The sequence below is a fragment of the Frankia sp. AgPm24 genome, assembly GCF_023243055.1.
Classification (GTDB): Bacteria; Actinomycetota; Actinomycetes; order Frankiales; family Frankiaceae; genus Frankia; species Frankia umida.
This window is the reverse complement of sequence record NZ_JALKFW010000158.1, coordinates 21,009-35,638: the sequence shown is the minus strand read 5'-3', so window position 1 is coordinate 35,638 and position 14,630 is coordinate 21,009. Positions and strand designations below refer to the sequence as shown.

The window sequence follows — 14,630 nt, the reverse complement described above, 5'->3', positions numbered from 1 at the left end:
GGGCGCGGATGCGACCGCAGGCGCTACGGAAGAAGGAGGATGCGACCACGGTGAGCGCGTTCCTCGAACATGCGGTGCGCGCTGGCCGCCTCGTCGAGGGGAAGGCAGGCATGCACGGTCGTGCGCAGCCGGCCGGCGGCCAGATGCCCGGCGATCTCGGCCACGTCACGACGGCCAGCCTCCGGGTCTGCCGCCCGCCAGGCGAGCAGGGAGAATCCGACGACGGAGCGCAGGGCGAACAGGCTGGTCACCGGAATCTCCCGGAAGTCGCCGGAGGCAACTCCGTACACGACCGTACGGCCCAGCGGTGCCAGCAGGTCGAGACCCCGTAGCAGGGTCTGGCCGCCGATCGAGTCGAGAATGACGTCGACCCCGTCGGGCGCGGCCTTACCCACCTGGTCGGGCCAGTCGTCCGCGGAGTAGTCGATGGCGACGTCGGCACCATGGTCGAGGGCGAAGTCGAGCTTCGCCGCACCGGCCGCGGTGGCGATGACCCGGCCCGCACCGAGCACTTTCGCAAGCTGCACCGCGAGATGGCCGATACCGCCGGCGGCGGCATGAACGAGCACCGTCTCCCCCGGCGCGAGGTGCCCGGCGCGCAACGCACCGAGCGCCGTCGGGCCGCCCAAGGGCAGCGTGCTCGCCGCACCGACGTCGAGGCCGCTCGGCACCTCGGCGAGCCAGTCGAGGTCGGCCACCACATATTCGGCGAAGGCGTCTTCGGACAGGGTCGCCACCCGCCGGCCGACCAGGCTGGCCGGCTGGTCCACAGCCACTCCGGGGCCGACGGCCTCGACCGTGCCGACCACGTCGCCGGTGAGCCGGCCCGGCAACGGACGGTCAAAGATCGGTCCGCTCGACGGGCCGCGACGCAGCAACGTGTCGACGAAGTTCGCGCCGATCGCACTCGCTCGCACCAGCACCTGGCCAGGCCCGGGCACGGGGATATCGGCCTGCTCGACCGTCAGGACCTCGGGGCCGCCGTAGGAGTAGTAGCGAATCCGGCGCATGGAAGCCTCCCGACAACACAGTTAAGTGGAGTAGCGGTCAAGTTAATGCGACGTCATGTTACTGGACCCTGAGTCCAGTTGTCGATGGCGGCCCGCCGACGATCGATCTGGTCGGCCGGGCACCGGCAGCGCTCCGAAGCTCGCCCCGCTTCACCATGTGTCCGGGCGTCCCCTCCTGGTGTCGACGACAGGCAGGACCGGGAGCACGATCAGCTAGCGTGCGACCCAGTGGACGCCCGCTTCGAGGAGGATCTGATGAGCGACCAGCGGCGGGAGCGCGCCGACGCCGCGCGCAACCGGCGCGCGATCCTGGCCGCGACAGAGGACCTGCTGACCCGGCACCGACCGGAGAAGATCACGATGGAACAGATCGCCCGCGCGGCCGGCGTCGGGAAGGGCACCGTCTTTCACCGTTTCGGCTCCCGCGGACATCTGTTGATGGCCGTGATGCAGGAACGGGCGTTCGCCCTCAACGAATCCATCGCCAGCGGGCCGCCGCCGCTCGGCCCCGGAGCGTCAGCCCACGAGCGCCTCTACGCCTTTCTGGATGCTGTCGTCGAGATTGTCGGCCGAAACAAAGGGCTGGTCGCCGCGCTCGGTGCCGCTCTGCCAAGTGTCGAGCGTTCCACCACCGGCACTCATTGCGCTGACGTTCCGGACCTGACGACCAAGACGACCGAGCCGGGCCACGCGGCGACGGACGAGGCCCGGCCGGTGTACGACGTGTGGCATTCCCACATCAGCGCACTGATCGCCGAGGAACGAGCGGACCTCGACGCGGACTTGGTCGCTCACGTCCTGCTCAGCTCGCTGCACAGCGACCCGATCCTGCGGCTGCTGGAAAACAACGAGGGTCATCGACTCGCCGCGGCGCTACGCGCCATCACCAGCGGGCTACTCGCCGCGCCCGCGCTTCCGCCGTCCCTGGCCTGACCTGGTCCCTGGCCTGACATAGATGACTCGCGTTTGTGCACGGTGTCCGCGGGGCCTTCCTTCGCTACCCAGCGGGCCCTGGAACGGCAGTCGCTTCGAGAAACGATCCAGCGCTTCAGATCGGCGACCGACGAGGAGACACTGAGTAGGCAGATGTTCGCATACTGGCGGCAGCCGACCCTGTTCCAGGAGGCCACGGCATTCCTGGGCGAGATCGCACTGCCGGTCTGTATCGTGTCGAACATCGACCGCGCCGATTTTGAGGAGGCGATCAGCCATAATGATATCGGGGTCGATCTCATCGTGACAAGCGAGGATGCCCGCGCGTACAAGCCCCGACCGGAGCCCTTCAGGCTCGCGCTCGGCTGGCTGGGTCTACAACCCAGCCAGGTTCTTCATATATGAGGCACCGAATCTGCTGGCCATCCATCGAATCCTGGCGGACGCAGCCGATTGGATCGACCGCCGCTGACGGCCGAGGCCGACGTTCCTGGACTCCCGCTACCCAACCGGCCCTCCGGGCAACGCCGCAGCTCAGGCGGATCCCGCCTTGGCGGCGGCCTTCATCTGCTTCTTGTACTCGCGGACCTGGTCGCGAGTGGAGACGTCTATGATGTCCGCGATTGAACGGAAGCTGCCCTCGTCCCCGAACGGCGCGCACGCCTCCCGCCACCCCGGCGGGGTCACGCCAAGCTGCTTGCCCAGCAGCGCCACGAAAATCTTGGCCTTCTGCGTACCGAACCCCGGCAGCGCCGCCACCCGCTTCAACAGCTCCTTGCCGTCGGCCGCAGTCGTCCACACCCGGGCCGCGTCTCCGTCGTAGGCGTCCACGATGATCTGGCACATGGCCTGCACCCGCTTGGCCATCGACCCGGGAAACCGGTGCAGCGCCGGCGGCTGGGAGAAGATCGCGCCGAACGCGTCGGGGTCGTGCTTCGCCAGCTCCTCCGCGTCCAACGGCTGTCCAAGACGCCGGGTCAGCTCATGGGGAGCAGCGAACGCCCGCTCAAGAGGAATCTGCTGGTCGAGCACCATTCCGATCAGCAGCGCCAGCGGGTCGTTGGTCAGCAGCACGTCCGCCTCGTCGATCTGGCTCAGATGCAGTCCCACGCGACCACCGTAACCGACCGCCCAGCAGCGGCCGTCGCGCTGCCGGGCGGATCTCCGTGCAGTCGGCGTCGTCCCGGAACACCTCGTAGACGCCCACCTCCGACCATTGATCAATAGCTGGGTGGGGAGGGAGACGCGGACGCTCCGCTGGCGCATCGGCTAGCCGCCGTGATGCGATGGATCAGCCAGTCGCCACAGCGCGTTCCGGGATCGGGGCGCCCCTACCAACTCGGCCTGCCCGATCCGACGCAACCGCGCGAGCGTCTGGCGAGCTTGCTCGTCGGTAAGACCGGCCTGGCGAGCGATCTCGGCGCGGCTGACCGGTGTCCTGGTCAACACGGCCAGCACAAGGTCATTCTGTGTCCGGCCGCGGTCGAGCTGCTTCGTTGCCCGGCCGGCGTGGGGACTCAGCCGGTAGGTGGCGCTTCCCCGGTCTCCTTCCTGCACCAGCAAGCCGCGTGCGCGCAGTTCTTTGAGCTGCGTGGTCGCGGTTCGACTGTCCGCGACGCCGGTCGCACCCCGGTAGCTGACGTTGGTCAAGGTCTCCCCGCGTCGAGTGAGCGCCAGCGCGGTGAGCTGCGCACCCGTGAGTCCGGCGATGTTCAACGTGGACAACCAGTCCCTGGTGTCCTCGTCGAGCAGCGCGTGATTGGGGATTGTGACGGTGAAGGTCGCGATGTCGTCCTCGAAGACCGGTGGCTCCATGCCCGCCTCAGCGAGCGCCGCCCGGACGCGCGCGATACCGGTGCCTCGGTTCTCGCACACTGTCCGGCCCGGATCAAGCGGGGTATCCTCCAGGATCTTGAGCAGGACAGAATTGCGCGATGACGGTGGCACTGTGCCGAGTCCAAGCTCTCGTAGACCCACCGGCCCGAAGAGTCCGCCCGGGTTCCGGATCTGCAATCGGTCAGGGTAGAGCTCTACCTGAATCTGGGCACCCTGGGCTGACGGTGAGTAGTCGCGGTGCACCAGACTGTTCACCAGAGTCTCCCGGAGCACCTCCTCGGGATACTCCCATTCATCAACACGGAACAGTCCGGTGATAATGCCGCGCCGTTTCATGTGTCGTTTCAGGATTCCTATAACATCACGGACGATCACAGGTATCGGACCGTCTACGGAACGGTTATCCAGAAACCGCTCCCCGCGCGGCCCTGGCCGGGCCGGATCAGGCGTCGGGAAGACGACCACCGTGGCGTTCAGTTGCGGAAAGTACTGCTGCGGATAAATTCCGAATGCTAGTAGGCCGGCGAGTGTGGGCCGAGGACCATCGTCGGTCTCTCGGAGCACGTTCAGAAGACGTAGGACTTCCACATCAGACCTTGTCTCGAAAACGCTCCGCTGCTCCCGAACCCGGGCGACGAAGGCACGTAGCCGTTGCGAGTCGAGATCATCCTGTGTTGCCTCCGGCACGACGGACGCATCGTGCCGCGCCGGGGCCCGGTTCTCGAGGAGGAGCTGGACCTCGTATGCCGATAGCTTTCGGTCGCCGTCCGACATACGGACGAAGGATGCGTCCCACGGAGCAAGCCGCGCCAGATGGCAGGGCCGACGGTCCCGCGGAATCGGGGGCACGTAGGCATAGAGAACCTTCGGGCCACCCATGTCCACAATGTCGACCAACGGCGCGACCACCGGATCCATAGAGCGACACAAGGTGACGAAACTATCGCTAATTGACCGCGGATCTGCGAGTCCGGAAACAGCGAAGGCCGCCTTCTCATCCACACCGAGAAGGACTGTCCCGCCCTCACCATTCGCAAATGCGCTGATCGTCTCGTGCAACGACTGGGGCATGCCGCCCCTGGCCTTCTTGATCTCGAACCGGTAGTTGTCGTTGCCGAGCCGAGCCAGGTCGCCGATCGTACGGGCCACTGTCTCGCGGTCCATGACTCCCCATCAGGATGCCTTCGACGCATCAGGATGCAATCATGGTACCACTCAGGCCGACTACCATGACCGACTACCATGAGCCCGATCCCGGCTCAGAGCGGGCATCCGCATGTTGGTGGGGACAACGGAGTCCGGTGACCGCCATCCCTGCCAGACATCACGGCTCGGAGCCTGGGCCTACGACACCATTTCGCTCGTTCTTTCCGATACCCGCTGGTCCAGCACCATCCCGATCAGCAACGCCAACGGATCGTTCGTCAGCAGCTCGTCCGCCTCGGCGATCTGGCTCAGGTGCAGTCCCACGCCATCACCGTAGCCGACTGCGTCGGGCGGCCATGGGGACGTCTGCCGGATCGCCGTGCAGCCGGCGTAGTCCTTCGTGGCCGGTGATGGCCCCGGGGAACCTCGTCACGGAATGATGATGATTTTGCTGCGGGTTCGATTGGCCTCGGCCTCGCGGTGTACTGAGGCGAGATCGGCGAACGGACGGGTGGCGGCGATGTCCGCACGGACGGCGCCGGCGTCGACGAGCTTGACCAGTGCGGCGAGTTGGCTTGTGTCGTTCCGCGCCACGAAGTGCGTGGCCGTCACGGGGACACCGGTCGGTGGCTCGATCGGGGTGGTGACGGAAACGAGAACGCCGCCGCGCCGGACCAGCGGCACCAGGGTGGCGGCCTGTGGCGGGCTCAGCGCGACGAGGTTGAGGACCACGTCGACCGGCCGATCGAGCCCGTCGGCAATGAAACGGGCGGTGTAGTCGATGATCTGGTCGGCGGCGAGCCGCTGGACCGCCGCGGTGCTGCGCGGACTGGCTGTGGCGATGACGTGTGCTCCGGCGTGCTTGGCCAGCTGGATGGCGAACCCGCCGATGCCACCGCCGGCACCGTTGATGAGCACCCGCTGCCCAGGCGCGACGCGGCCGTGCTCGAACACCGCCTGCCAGGCGGTGATGCCAGCGACGGGAAGGGCGGCCGCGTGGGCAAGCGGGATGGAAGTCGGAGCCGGTACCAGAGCATCGGCGGCGGCCGAGACGTACTCAGCCGCGGCACCCCCGGCCAGGAGGCCAACGACCTGGTCGCCGACGGCAGGCGTGCGGACCCGGCTGCCGACCTCGACGACCGTACCGGCGACGTCCCAGCCGAGTGTGTGCGGCAGATCGAGTGGGAACAGGGAGCGCAGCATCCCGGAGCGCACTCCGATTTCGGAAGGGTTGAACGAGGTCGCCGCGACCTGGATGAGCACCTCACCAGGGCCAGGGACCGGCGGCGGGATGTCGTCGCGGCGGATGACGGCCGCGTCGCCGTATCCGTGGATTCGCATAGCCTGCACACGCCGAAACGTAAGGCGAAGATCGAGGACGGACCATGCGTGAACGTCCTCGATCCATACCCGATCGTCTCTGGAGGAGCTGACTGGGGTTGAGGATGGACGTCATCAGCGATGTCGTCGCGGTGATGCGCACGGGCCAGCCGCGCTCGCGGCGGGGTGCTGATCAGATCATCGTGCCATGGCTGGATCGCTCACACCTCCTGCAGCTCGGCGACCCATCCAGCGGATTAAGAGTTCACCGGGGGTTCGTTCGCTGGTGTCCGTGTACGCTCGTTGCTCCCGGTCACGGGCGCAGTCTCGTGGGGTCGTCGGTGCTCGCGACGATGGTCGGATTCGCCGTCGGCGCGTTGCTTCGACTGAGTGGCAGACCGCCAACGAGGCGCTCCTCGGGGCCGTCCTGGCTTGGTGGGTAGTGGCGGTGTTTGGATGTGCAAGCGGAACACGGGGCTCCGCTTGCGCATCCAAACCGAGTCAGGGCGCGGACGCTCGCGGGACCAAAGTTGCCTACGCGCCCATCCGCTCACAGCCACACGATTTTGGTGACAAGGCGCGGCCAGGGGAAGGCGGGCGGGCTACGGCCTCGCTGCCGGGGCACCTCCGGGCGCCGGCAGCGGTAGTAGGCGGACCTGGGCAAGGTAGTTGCGTAGCGTGTCTGGACGCGGGTCGTGGGCGACGAGCCCTACGTACCCATCGGGTCGGACGATGACAAGGGTGCCGTTACGGGCGCCGTAGCCGCGGTGGGTCAGGCCTGTGGTGTCGATGCATGCCTCGGCGGGCGCCGCCGACCCCGCCGGTAGGACCGTATGGGCGTGCAGGTGGGCGGCCTCGCCGGTGGTGGCTGATCGGTTGCCGAAGGTCAACACGGTGAAGTGGGGTCCGCGGAACAGGTCGAAGAGCCGAGTGTCGTTCCCAAGTGGGCCGTCAGGCGCGGCGTCTCCGGCTCGGACGGGGTTGCGGCGACTGCCGAGATCGTGGCTGAGCGGGCTGGTGCGGTAGGTCGGGTAGTCGTCGCGGTCGCGGTGTTGCCGGCGGGTCAAGACGGGTCTGACGAGGAACCGCAGCAACGGCCGGAGAGCCCTACCCGTCAAGATGAGGTGAGTCAGGTGATGGTGGCGTCGCAGCCGTGCTGCTGGCCAAGGGAAGCCGGCTGGTGAAGTTGCTAGCAGGGCACCACCACGGCTGGTACGCCGCCCGCCTGAACAAGCCGGGTGATGTCCTTGGGGTCGCTGGTCAGGATGCGGTCGCCCGGACGGGCGAGCAGGGCGACCGTCGCGTCAACCACATCAGATGTGCCGGCGCGGCCAAGTAGCACACCGGCATCGCGGCCGGTCCGCTCATCAACGGTGCACACCTCCACCGCGCGTAGCAGGCGGGCCAGTGCGGCCTGCCGCCCGGCCTGATTCCGCCAGACCTGGGCAACGACGACGGCGTTGCTCCGTAGCCCGATGTCGTGCTGCTGCGCGACCCGGAGTCGGGCGACCATCTCCCGATCGCCGCGCTCGACAGCCAGGAACGCGCCCGCGTCGAGAACGAGCGCGCTCACGCCGCCGACTGATCCGCGCGCAGGCCCAGCTCGCGCTCAGCCCGCGCCAGTTCCTCCGGCGCCAACGCCGGATTTGCCGTCTCCCACGAGTCGAGGAACTCGGCGAGGGCATCGGCTCGAAGCTTCGCGGCAGCGGCGGCCGCCAGCCAGGCCGACAGCCCGACGCCAGCGCGCCGGGCGGCGTCCCGAACCGCGTCACCCAGTTCGCCGTCGAACGAGACGCTCATCTTGTCAACCTTCACCGCTCCAGAATACCGGAGTAGCAACTACCGCGGTATGTCAGCTCGGCGTGGCTCGTCCACGGTGCCTGCCGGGCGGGAGGGGTCAGGGTGAGTCACTGCCCGCCTGGCCGGCTTCGGCCGCGCTCGACGATCACGAGGCAGCAGCCCCGCGCGAGAAACCCCAGATCAGAGGACCGCGCCGTTCCACCTTTCCGAACATTACTGGTCCAGCACCATCCCGATCAGCAAGGCCAACGGATCGTTCGTCAGCAGCTCGTCCGCCTCGTCGATCTGACTCAGGTGCAGGCCCACGCCGCCACCGTAACCGACCGTGTCACGGTGGCCGACGCGTGCTGCTCGGTTCGCCTGCAGTCCGTGTGATCCCGGCGGGCTCGGTGGGCCTGCCGGCCTGCGCGTCGGCGAGAACGGACTCGTGGATCAGGGGTTGCGGGTGGTCATGTCGACGAATCCGGTGCGGTAGGCCCACACCACCGCCTGGGTACGGTCCCGGACACCGAGCTTGCTGAGGATCCGCTTCACGTGGGTGCGGACCGTCTCCACCGACACGTGCAGGGTGGCCGCGATCTCGCTGTTCGTCTGGCCCTCGGCCAACGCCCGCAGCACGTCCGTCTCCCGGTCGGTCAGCCGGTCGGCCTGGGCCAGCAGCTCGCGGTCCGGCGCGCGACGGCTGGCGATCGTGGCCAGCAGCCGGCGGGTCACGGCCGGGGCGACCAGCGCATCGCCCGCGGCGACCACGCGGATGCCCTCGATCAGCTGTTCGGGGGTTGCCCGCTTGAGCAGGAAGCCGTCAGCCCCGGCGGCGAGGGCACCCTCAACCACCTTGTCGATATCGAACGTCGTCAGCACCAGGACCCGCGGCCGGGGCTGCGGCCAGGCGGCGATCTGGGCGGTCGCCCACACCCCGTCCCGCCGGGGCATCCGCACGTCCATGAGCACGACGTCCGGGCGGTGGCTACGCGCCGCCAACACCGCCTCCTCGCCGGTGGCCGCTTCGGCGGCGACCACGATGTCCGGCTCGGCATCCAGCAGCGCACGCAGTCCGCTGCGCAGCAGGCGGTCGTCGTCAGCCAGCAACACGCTGATCATGATCTGGTGACCGGGTGCGCAGGGAGCGTCGCCAGCACCCGGAAGCCGCCCTCGACCAGACCGGCCTCCAGTGACCCGCCCTCGAGCCGGGCCCGTTCCCGCATGCCGATCAGTCCCCGGCCGGGCACCGGGGACGCGAACCCGGTGCCTTCGTTGAACACCTCGGCCCGGATCTGGTCGGCGACCCGGCTGACCTGGACGCGGATCCGTCCCGTGTGGGTGTGCCGGACGGCGTTGGTCAGCGCCTCCCGCACGATCCGGTACAGCGCCCGCTCGGTGCCGGCGGACAGATCCACTGGTGCCGCGTCGAGATCTACCGCTCGGCCAGTGGCACGGATCCGGTCGACGAGCACCACCAGGCCGCTGATGCCGGCCGGCCGCTCCTGGGCGTCGACGTCGTCCGCGCCGTCATCCCCCCTGCCGGGACATCCGTCGCCCGGTTGCGAGTTCTCCCAGCGCGGATCTGCCGGCCGCGGGTCCGGCTGCGGATGCAGCACTCGCAGCATCCGGTCCAGCTCGCCCAGTGCTTCGCGGCCGATGTTCTCGATGTCGGTGAGGGCCTGTCGGGCGAAGACCGGGTTGTCCGCGAACAGCCGCCGCGCGACGCCAGCCTGCAACACCATCACGTTCACGGTGTGGCCCAGCGCGTCGTGCAGCTCGCCCGCCAGCCGGCCCCGTTCCTCGTGTAGCAGCCGCTCGGTGGCCAGCGCCTGCTCCCGCGCCTCGCCGCGGATCCGGGCGTGCTGCGCCGCGGCGACCGCGCGGCGGCTGCGCGCCGCGTCGCCACCGACTGTCGCGATGAGAAAGGTCATTGCGATCCCGGCCATGGCCTCGACCGGCAGGCCACCGCGGTCGAACAGGGCGTAGCCACCGACGGCCACGGCGCACATGGCGACGCCTGCGGTCCGGGTACCCCGGCCGCCCAGCGAGAAGCAGCCGAACAGGGCCAGCCACGGCGGCCACTGGACGGCCACGACGCTGTAGCCGGCCGCGGCGTTGCCCGCGACGATCGCCGACGTCACCGCCGTCGCGACGAGCGGCGCGGCCTGACGCCACGCCAGCGCCAGCCCGGACATCGCGGCCAGCATCAGCGCGACCGCGTCCAGCGCACGGTACGGCGCCTGACCGGACGAGACCAGGGTCGCGGCGATCGTCACGGTCGCCAGCCCGACCGCCAGCCCGACATCGGCCCGGTGCGGACGCGCGCGCCACAGCGTGCGCCCGCGCCGAGCCCCCGGGGAGGCGGTGGCCTCCCGACCCAACGAGTCGGCGGAGACGGCGGCGACGGACAGGACATCAGAAGCGACCAACCCTGAGAACACACACACCATGGTGGCCGGCCTGGCCTCCGGCACGCGATCCCCATGCCGGGCAGCCCGTGTCACCCGCGCGGGTGAGCCCGGGAGTCCTGCGGGGCGGGTTGCCGTGACCCGCCAGGGTGTCGACCGCCGGCGCCCCGCCCGGAGACCCTTTCCCAGGCGCCGGCCGCTCGACGTGGACCGGGCATCCGCGGCCCGTCCGGCGGCCCGTCCGGCGGCCCGTCCGCATCCGTCCATGGTCCGTCCGCAGCCTGTCCGCGGCTGTCCACGCGGTTTCCGGAGCTGCCCCACCTGCCTGCCCCACGTCCGCTCCTGAGCTCTGTCCCGGAGGAACCCGATGTCCGCCCTGACTTCCGCCCCTGTACCCGGCCGCGGCCGGAGCTGGGGCCGCACCGCCGCCGTCTGGTGGTTCGCGCTCAGCGCGGTGGCGATCGCGGTGTTCGCCCCGCTTCCGTACCTGACGACGTCGCTGACGACCCTGGCCGAGCAGGACAGCCGGCTCGCGCCGAACTACGCAGACCGGTCGACGCTCATCCAGGCCGCGTTCTACCTGCACATCGTGTTCGGGGGGACGGCCCTGCTGCTGTCGCCGATCCAGCTCTCCGCATGGGTGCGTGCCCGGGCGCGCGGGCTGCACCGAATGGCCGGACGGATTACGCTGAGTGCCATTGTGGTCGCCGGGACAGCCGGTGCCGTGCTGTCGCCGGTGAACGTCGCAGGCCCGATCGGCGTACCCGGCTTCGGGCTGCTGGCGCTGCTCTGGATGAGTTTCGCCGTCGCGGCGTGGCGGGCCATCCGCCGCCGCGACGTCCCCGCCCACCGACGCTGGGCGGTCCGGGCCTTCGCCCTTACCTACGCGGCGGTGACCCTGCGGCTGTGGCTGGCCGTGCTGATCGCCGCCCAGGCCGGGCTGGCCGGCACCAGCGATGACGTCGCGTTCGACCGGGCCTACTATGCCGTGCCGTTCCTGTGCTGGGTGCCGAACCTGCTCGTCGCCCAGTGGTTCCTGGCCCGGAGGTTCCGCCGCAATCAGATCCGTATGGACGAAGTCCCCGCCTCCGACGTGAGCAGTTCGTTCCTCAAGCGGAAGTAGCGCATGAACACACGCTCGGGACGGAGAACGGCTTTCTCCGCATGCTGCTCGCAGGCCGCCTGCGACCGACGCGCCGCGCGACCGTTGACCTGAAGTGCACCTGAAATCGGAGACTGCCTCCGACGACTCCTCTCACATCGAGATCGTCGGGATATGGATGCGTGAAGTAACTCACCCATCGGCGCAGTCGGAAGCGAAACTGGCGTGATTCCTGGTGGCGAAGGTCGCCGGTTCGGCAACGAGCGCCGCGGTGACCTTGTGGCAACGGCGCCGCGCACGGGCGGGTGTCCGTGAGGTCGAGTCCCACCTCGAGGACTGATCGGCCCCGCGGGTGACGATGGCAGCCGATCCTCCGCTTCGCCGGCCTGCTTCCATGGTGCACAACGCGATGGAACGGACCACGTGCTGACGAGGAGACGAGGGCGCTGTGCTCAGGGTGGCGACGGTCAACGTGAACGGCATCCGCGCCGCCAGGCGGCGGGGAATGGACGCGTGGCTGGAAGCCCGCCACCCGGACATCCTCTGCCTCCAGGAAGTCCGCGCCGACGACACGATCCTGGCGGACCTGGTCGGGCCCGGCTGGCACATCGTCCACGAGGCCGGGGCGGCGAAGGGCCGGGCGGGAGTCGCGATCCTGTCCCGGATCGTTCCCACGGCTGTCCGCACCGGGCTCGGCGACTTCACCGGCACCGGCCGATGGGTGGAGGCGGACTTCGCCCTGGAAAGCGATCCCGGACTGCTCACCGTGGCGTCCGTGTACGTCCACACCGGCGAAGCGGACACGCCGATACAGGAGGAAAAATACCGCTTCCTGGCCACGATCCGTGAACGGATGACAAAGCTTGCCGCCGACGGCCGGCACCTACTCGTGTGCGGCGACCTCAACATCTGCCACCGCGAGGTCGACCTGAAGAACTGGAAAGGCAACCTGAAGAAAGCCGGTTTCCTTCCCCGGGAACGAGCCTGGCTCGACCAGCTGTTCACCGAGGACCGCTTCGTGGACCTGGTACGCAAGGCCACAGGCGAACAACCGGGCCCCTACACATGGTGGTCGTGGCGCGGCAAGGCCTTCGACACCGACACCGGCTGGCGCATCGACTACCTGATCTCCAGCACGCACCTCGCCAGACGACTCCTCGCCACCGCCGTGGACCGCGCACCCACCTACGACCAACGCTGGAGCGACCACGCACCGATCTACGCCGATCTCGACACACGGACCTCCGGAACCCCCCCAACCATCAATACCGCTGGCGATGGGAAGGATGCGTTGCACGCGAGGTAGAAGTCAGGTTCTCCAGGCGAGCAGACAGCTGCGCCTCGTCAGGGTGTCAGCAGACCGCGCATGACCGTGCGTACTGCCACCGCCGGGTCGAAGTCGGCAGACGGCCGGGCCAGTTGGTCGGCGAGCAGACCGTCGAGGTAGGCGAACAGCAGGCGACTGCGTGTCCGGGGATCGGGAACGCCCAATCCCCGGAGGAACGTCTCCCCCAGTTCCCACCACGGCGCCGACTCGGCCAGCAGATCGGGCCGCAGCCGCGGGTCGAGCGCGGCCTCCAGGAACAGGGCGTGCCGCGCCAGGGTCAGCGTACGGCCCGGGCCCAGCAGGAACCGCAGCCGCTCGGCGATCACGGCGACGAGCTGCTCGGCGTCGGTCGGTACGGCGGCCGGGCTCGTGGACGGTGCGCTTTCCCGTCGGGCGATACGGGCCAGCACGCCTGCGACCAATGCCTGCCGGGTGCGGAAGTAGTTGGAGGTGGTGCCCTCCGCGACGCCCGCGAGGCGGTCGACCGCGCGGTGGGTGAGAGCCCGGGAGCCGCCGCTGCCGAGCACCTCGATCGCCGCATCAAGGACCGCCTCGCGTCGGCTGCGCTGGGTGGACACGAGACGACTGTAGTTTTACTACAGGCGTAGTATTCTTGAGGCATGGCGAAGCAAGCACTGATCGTGGGCGCGGGCGTCGGCGGTCTGAGCACCGCGATCGGCCTGCGGGACGCGGGATGGTCGGTCACCGTCTGGGAGCGGTGGCCGCGGGTCGTCGGTGTGGGCGCCGCCCTGGGCCTCTGGCCCGAAGCACAGGACGGGCTGGCGACGATCGGCCTGGGTGACCAGTTCTCCCAGGCGTCCGTGCCCGTTACCGAGGCGGCGATCTACCGCCACGACGGCCGCCGGCTGCTCCGGCTACCCGGGGACTCACCGCGCACTCCACGCGTGCGCCTGATCAGCCGCCGCACGCTGATGGACCTCCTGCTGACGCACGCGAACGACATCGACATCCGGACCGGCGTGCGGGCGGACCAGGCCGCGTTGCGCGCCCAACTCACCGAGACCGACGTCCTGATCGGTGCCGACGGGCTGCGCAGCGCAGTGCGGCAGACGTTCTTCGGCGACCGCACCACACCCCGCTACAGCGGGCTGATCGGCTACCGGGGCACCGTCGACTTCGAGTCGGGCTCCTACGGCGAGACGTGGGGTGACGGCGCCCTGTTCGGCAACACCCCGATGGAGCCGGGCAGGACGAACTTCTACGCGGCGTTCCGTGCGCAGCCGCAGGACACCCCGGGACTCGACGGACTACGTGAACGGTTCGGAGCCTGGCGCGAGCCCATTCCGACCATCCTCGCCGCAGCCCAGGAGGCGGATCTTCTTCGCAACCCGATCTACGACCTGCACCCGCCGCTGCCCGGTTTCGTCGCCGGCCGGGTCGCGCTGCTCGGCGACGCCGCACATGCCATGACCCCGCACGCCGGAAGAGGAGGATGTGAGGCGATCATCGACGCGATCAGTCTCGTGCACCATCTGACGGCTGCTACCCGTGACGACGGCGACGACGGCGTCACCGCCGCGCTGCGTCGCTATGACGGCGAGCGCCGCAAGAAGGCACAGCAGATCGCGGCGCGGTCACGACGGATCGGAACCGTCTCGCACGCCCGCAGCGGCGCGACAGTCCGCAACCTCATGCTGCGCGGGCTCCAGCCCCTCGTCCGCTGACACCTGCGAACAGCTACCAGGTGTCGAGCCGACCAGGTTCTCCATCACGATCACTGGTAGTCAGACCGCTCCGCGCCGCTG

At 69.1% G+C, this 14,630-nt stretch carries 16 protein-coding genes and 1 pseudogene; 5 read left to right on the top strand and 12 right to left on the bottom strand.

All coding sequences use genetic code 11. The features are described from left to right. Positions 1-23 precede the first annotated feature (23 nt). Positions 24-1,010, bottom strand: coding sequence for a zinc-binding dehydrogenase (locus MXD61_RS08055; RefSeq protein ID WP_248812211.1), 987 nt, complete (start codon positions 1,008-1,010; stop codon positions 24-26). 255 nt (positions 1,011-1,265) lie between these two features. On the opposite strand from MXD61_RS08055, the gene MXD61_RS08050 reads away from it, so the two are divergent. Both MXD61_RS08050 and MXD61_RS08045 read left to right on the top strand, forming a co-directional pair. Next, on the top strand, positions 1,266-1,943 hold the full coding sequence (locus MXD61_RS08050) for a TetR/AcrR family transcriptional regulator (protein ID WP_248812210.1): 678 nt from the start codon (positions 1,266-1,268) through the stop codon (positions 1,941-1,943). Positions 1,944-1,985: 42 nt separating this feature from the next. Further along, entirely contained in the window at positions 1,986-2,348 is a 363-nt protein-coding gene (locus MXD61_RS08045) for an HAD family hydrolase (RefSeq protein ID WP_308222700.1), read from the top strand. Between the two features lie 129 nt (positions 2,349-2,477). Here the strand turns inward: MXD61_RS08045 and MXD61_RS08040 are convergent, their stop codons facing one another. From MXD61_RS08040 to MXD61_RS08000, 10 genes and pseudogenes are all read right to left on the bottom strand, one after another. Beyond that, on the bottom strand, positions 2,478-3,053 hold the full coding sequence (locus MXD61_RS08040; protein ID WP_248812208.1) for an HhH-GPD-type base excision DNA repair protein: 576 nt from the start codon (positions 3,051-3,053) through the stop codon (positions 2,478-2,480). Positions 3,054-3,212: 159 nt separating this feature from the next. Next, positions 3,213-4,943 (bottom strand): ATP-binding protein, encoded by a 1,731-nt coding sequence (locus tag MXD61_RS08035; RefSeq protein WP_248812207.1) that lies wholly within the window; start codon positions 4,941-4,943, stop codon positions 3,213-3,215. A 180-nt stretch (positions 4,944-5,123) separates the two neighbouring features. Then, positions 5,124-5,249, bottom strand: coding sequence for a hypothetical protein (locus MXD61_RS27940; RefSeq protein WP_283096539.1), 126 nt, complete (start codon positions 5,247-5,249; stop codon positions 5,124-5,126). A 105-nt stretch (positions 5,250-5,354) separates the two neighbouring features. Then, on the bottom strand, positions 5,355-6,275 hold the full coding sequence (locus MXD61_RS08030) for an NADP-dependent oxidoreductase (protein WP_374628606.1): 921 nt from the start codon (positions 6,273-6,275) through the stop codon (positions 5,355-5,357). A 572-nt stretch (positions 6,276-6,847) separates the two neighbouring features. Then, positions 6,848-7,312 (bottom strand): hypothetical protein, encoded by a 465-nt coding sequence (locus MXD61_RS08025; RefSeq protein ID WP_248812206.1) that lies wholly within the window; start codon positions 7,310-7,312, stop codon positions 6,848-6,850. A gap of 122 nt (positions 7,313-7,434) precedes the next feature. Further along, complete coding sequence (locus MXD61_RS08020; RefSeq protein WP_248812205.1) at positions 7,435-7,818, bottom strand: twitching motility protein PilT; 384 nt, start codon at positions 7,816-7,818, stop codon at positions 7,435-7,437. After that, a complete protein-coding gene (locus MXD61_RS08015) occupies positions 7,815-8,045 on the bottom strand; it encodes a hypothetical protein (protein ID WP_248812204.1) in 231 nt (76 codons plus the stop codon). The genes MXD61_RS08020 and MXD61_RS08015 overlap by 4 nt, the downstream gene beginning before the upstream one ends. Positions 8,046-8,261: 216 nt before the next feature. Then, positions 8,262-8,351: pseudogene (locus tag MXD61_RS28405) on the bottom strand (Fe-S cluster assembly protein HesB); the annotation flags it as partial. A 126-nt stretch (positions 8,352-8,477) separates the two neighbouring features. Beyond that, positions 8,478-9,146, bottom strand: a complete 669-nt coding sequence (locus MXD61_RS08005) for a response regulator transcription factor (RefSeq protein ID WP_248812203.1) — start codon at positions 9,144-9,146, stop codon at positions 8,478-8,480. Further along, complete coding sequence (locus MXD61_RS08000; protein WP_248812234.1) at positions 9,143-10,477, bottom strand: sensor histidine kinase; 1,335 nt, start codon at positions 10,475-10,477, stop codon at positions 9,143-9,145. Before MXD61_RS08000 ends, MXD61_RS08005 begins: the two co-directional genes overlap by 4 nt. A gap of 325 nt (positions 10,478-10,802) precedes the next feature. Between MXD61_RS08000 and MXD61_RS07995 the strand changes: the two genes are divergently transcribed. Both MXD61_RS07995 and MXD61_RS07990 read left to right on the top strand, forming a co-directional pair. Next, a complete protein-coding gene (locus MXD61_RS07995; RefSeq protein ID WP_248812202.1) occupies positions 10,803-11,558 on the top strand; it encodes a DUF2306 domain-containing protein in 756 nt (251 codons plus the stop codon). A gap of 427 nt (positions 11,559-11,985) precedes the next feature. After that, entirely contained in the window at positions 11,986-12,843 is an 858-nt protein-coding gene (locus MXD61_RS07990; RefSeq protein ID WP_248812201.1) for an exodeoxyribonuclease III, read from the top strand. A gap of 38 nt (positions 12,844-12,881) precedes the next feature. On the opposite strand, the gene MXD61_RS07985 is transcribed toward MXD61_RS07990, so the two are convergent. Next, on the bottom strand, positions 12,882-13,442 hold the full coding sequence (locus MXD61_RS07985; protein ID WP_248812200.1) for a TetR/AcrR family transcriptional regulator: 561 nt from the start codon (positions 13,440-13,442) through the stop codon (positions 12,882-12,884). 42 nt (positions 13,443-13,484) lie between these two features. Between MXD61_RS07985 and MXD61_RS07980 the strand changes: the two genes are divergently transcribed. After that, positions 13,485-14,549 carry an FAD-dependent monooxygenase gene (locus MXD61_RS07980; protein ID WP_248812199.1) on the top strand — a complete coding sequence of 355 codons (1,065 nt, stop codon included), beginning with the start codon at positions 13,485-13,487 and terminating at the stop codon, positions 14,547-14,549. Positions 14,550-14,630 lie beyond the last annotated feature (81 nt).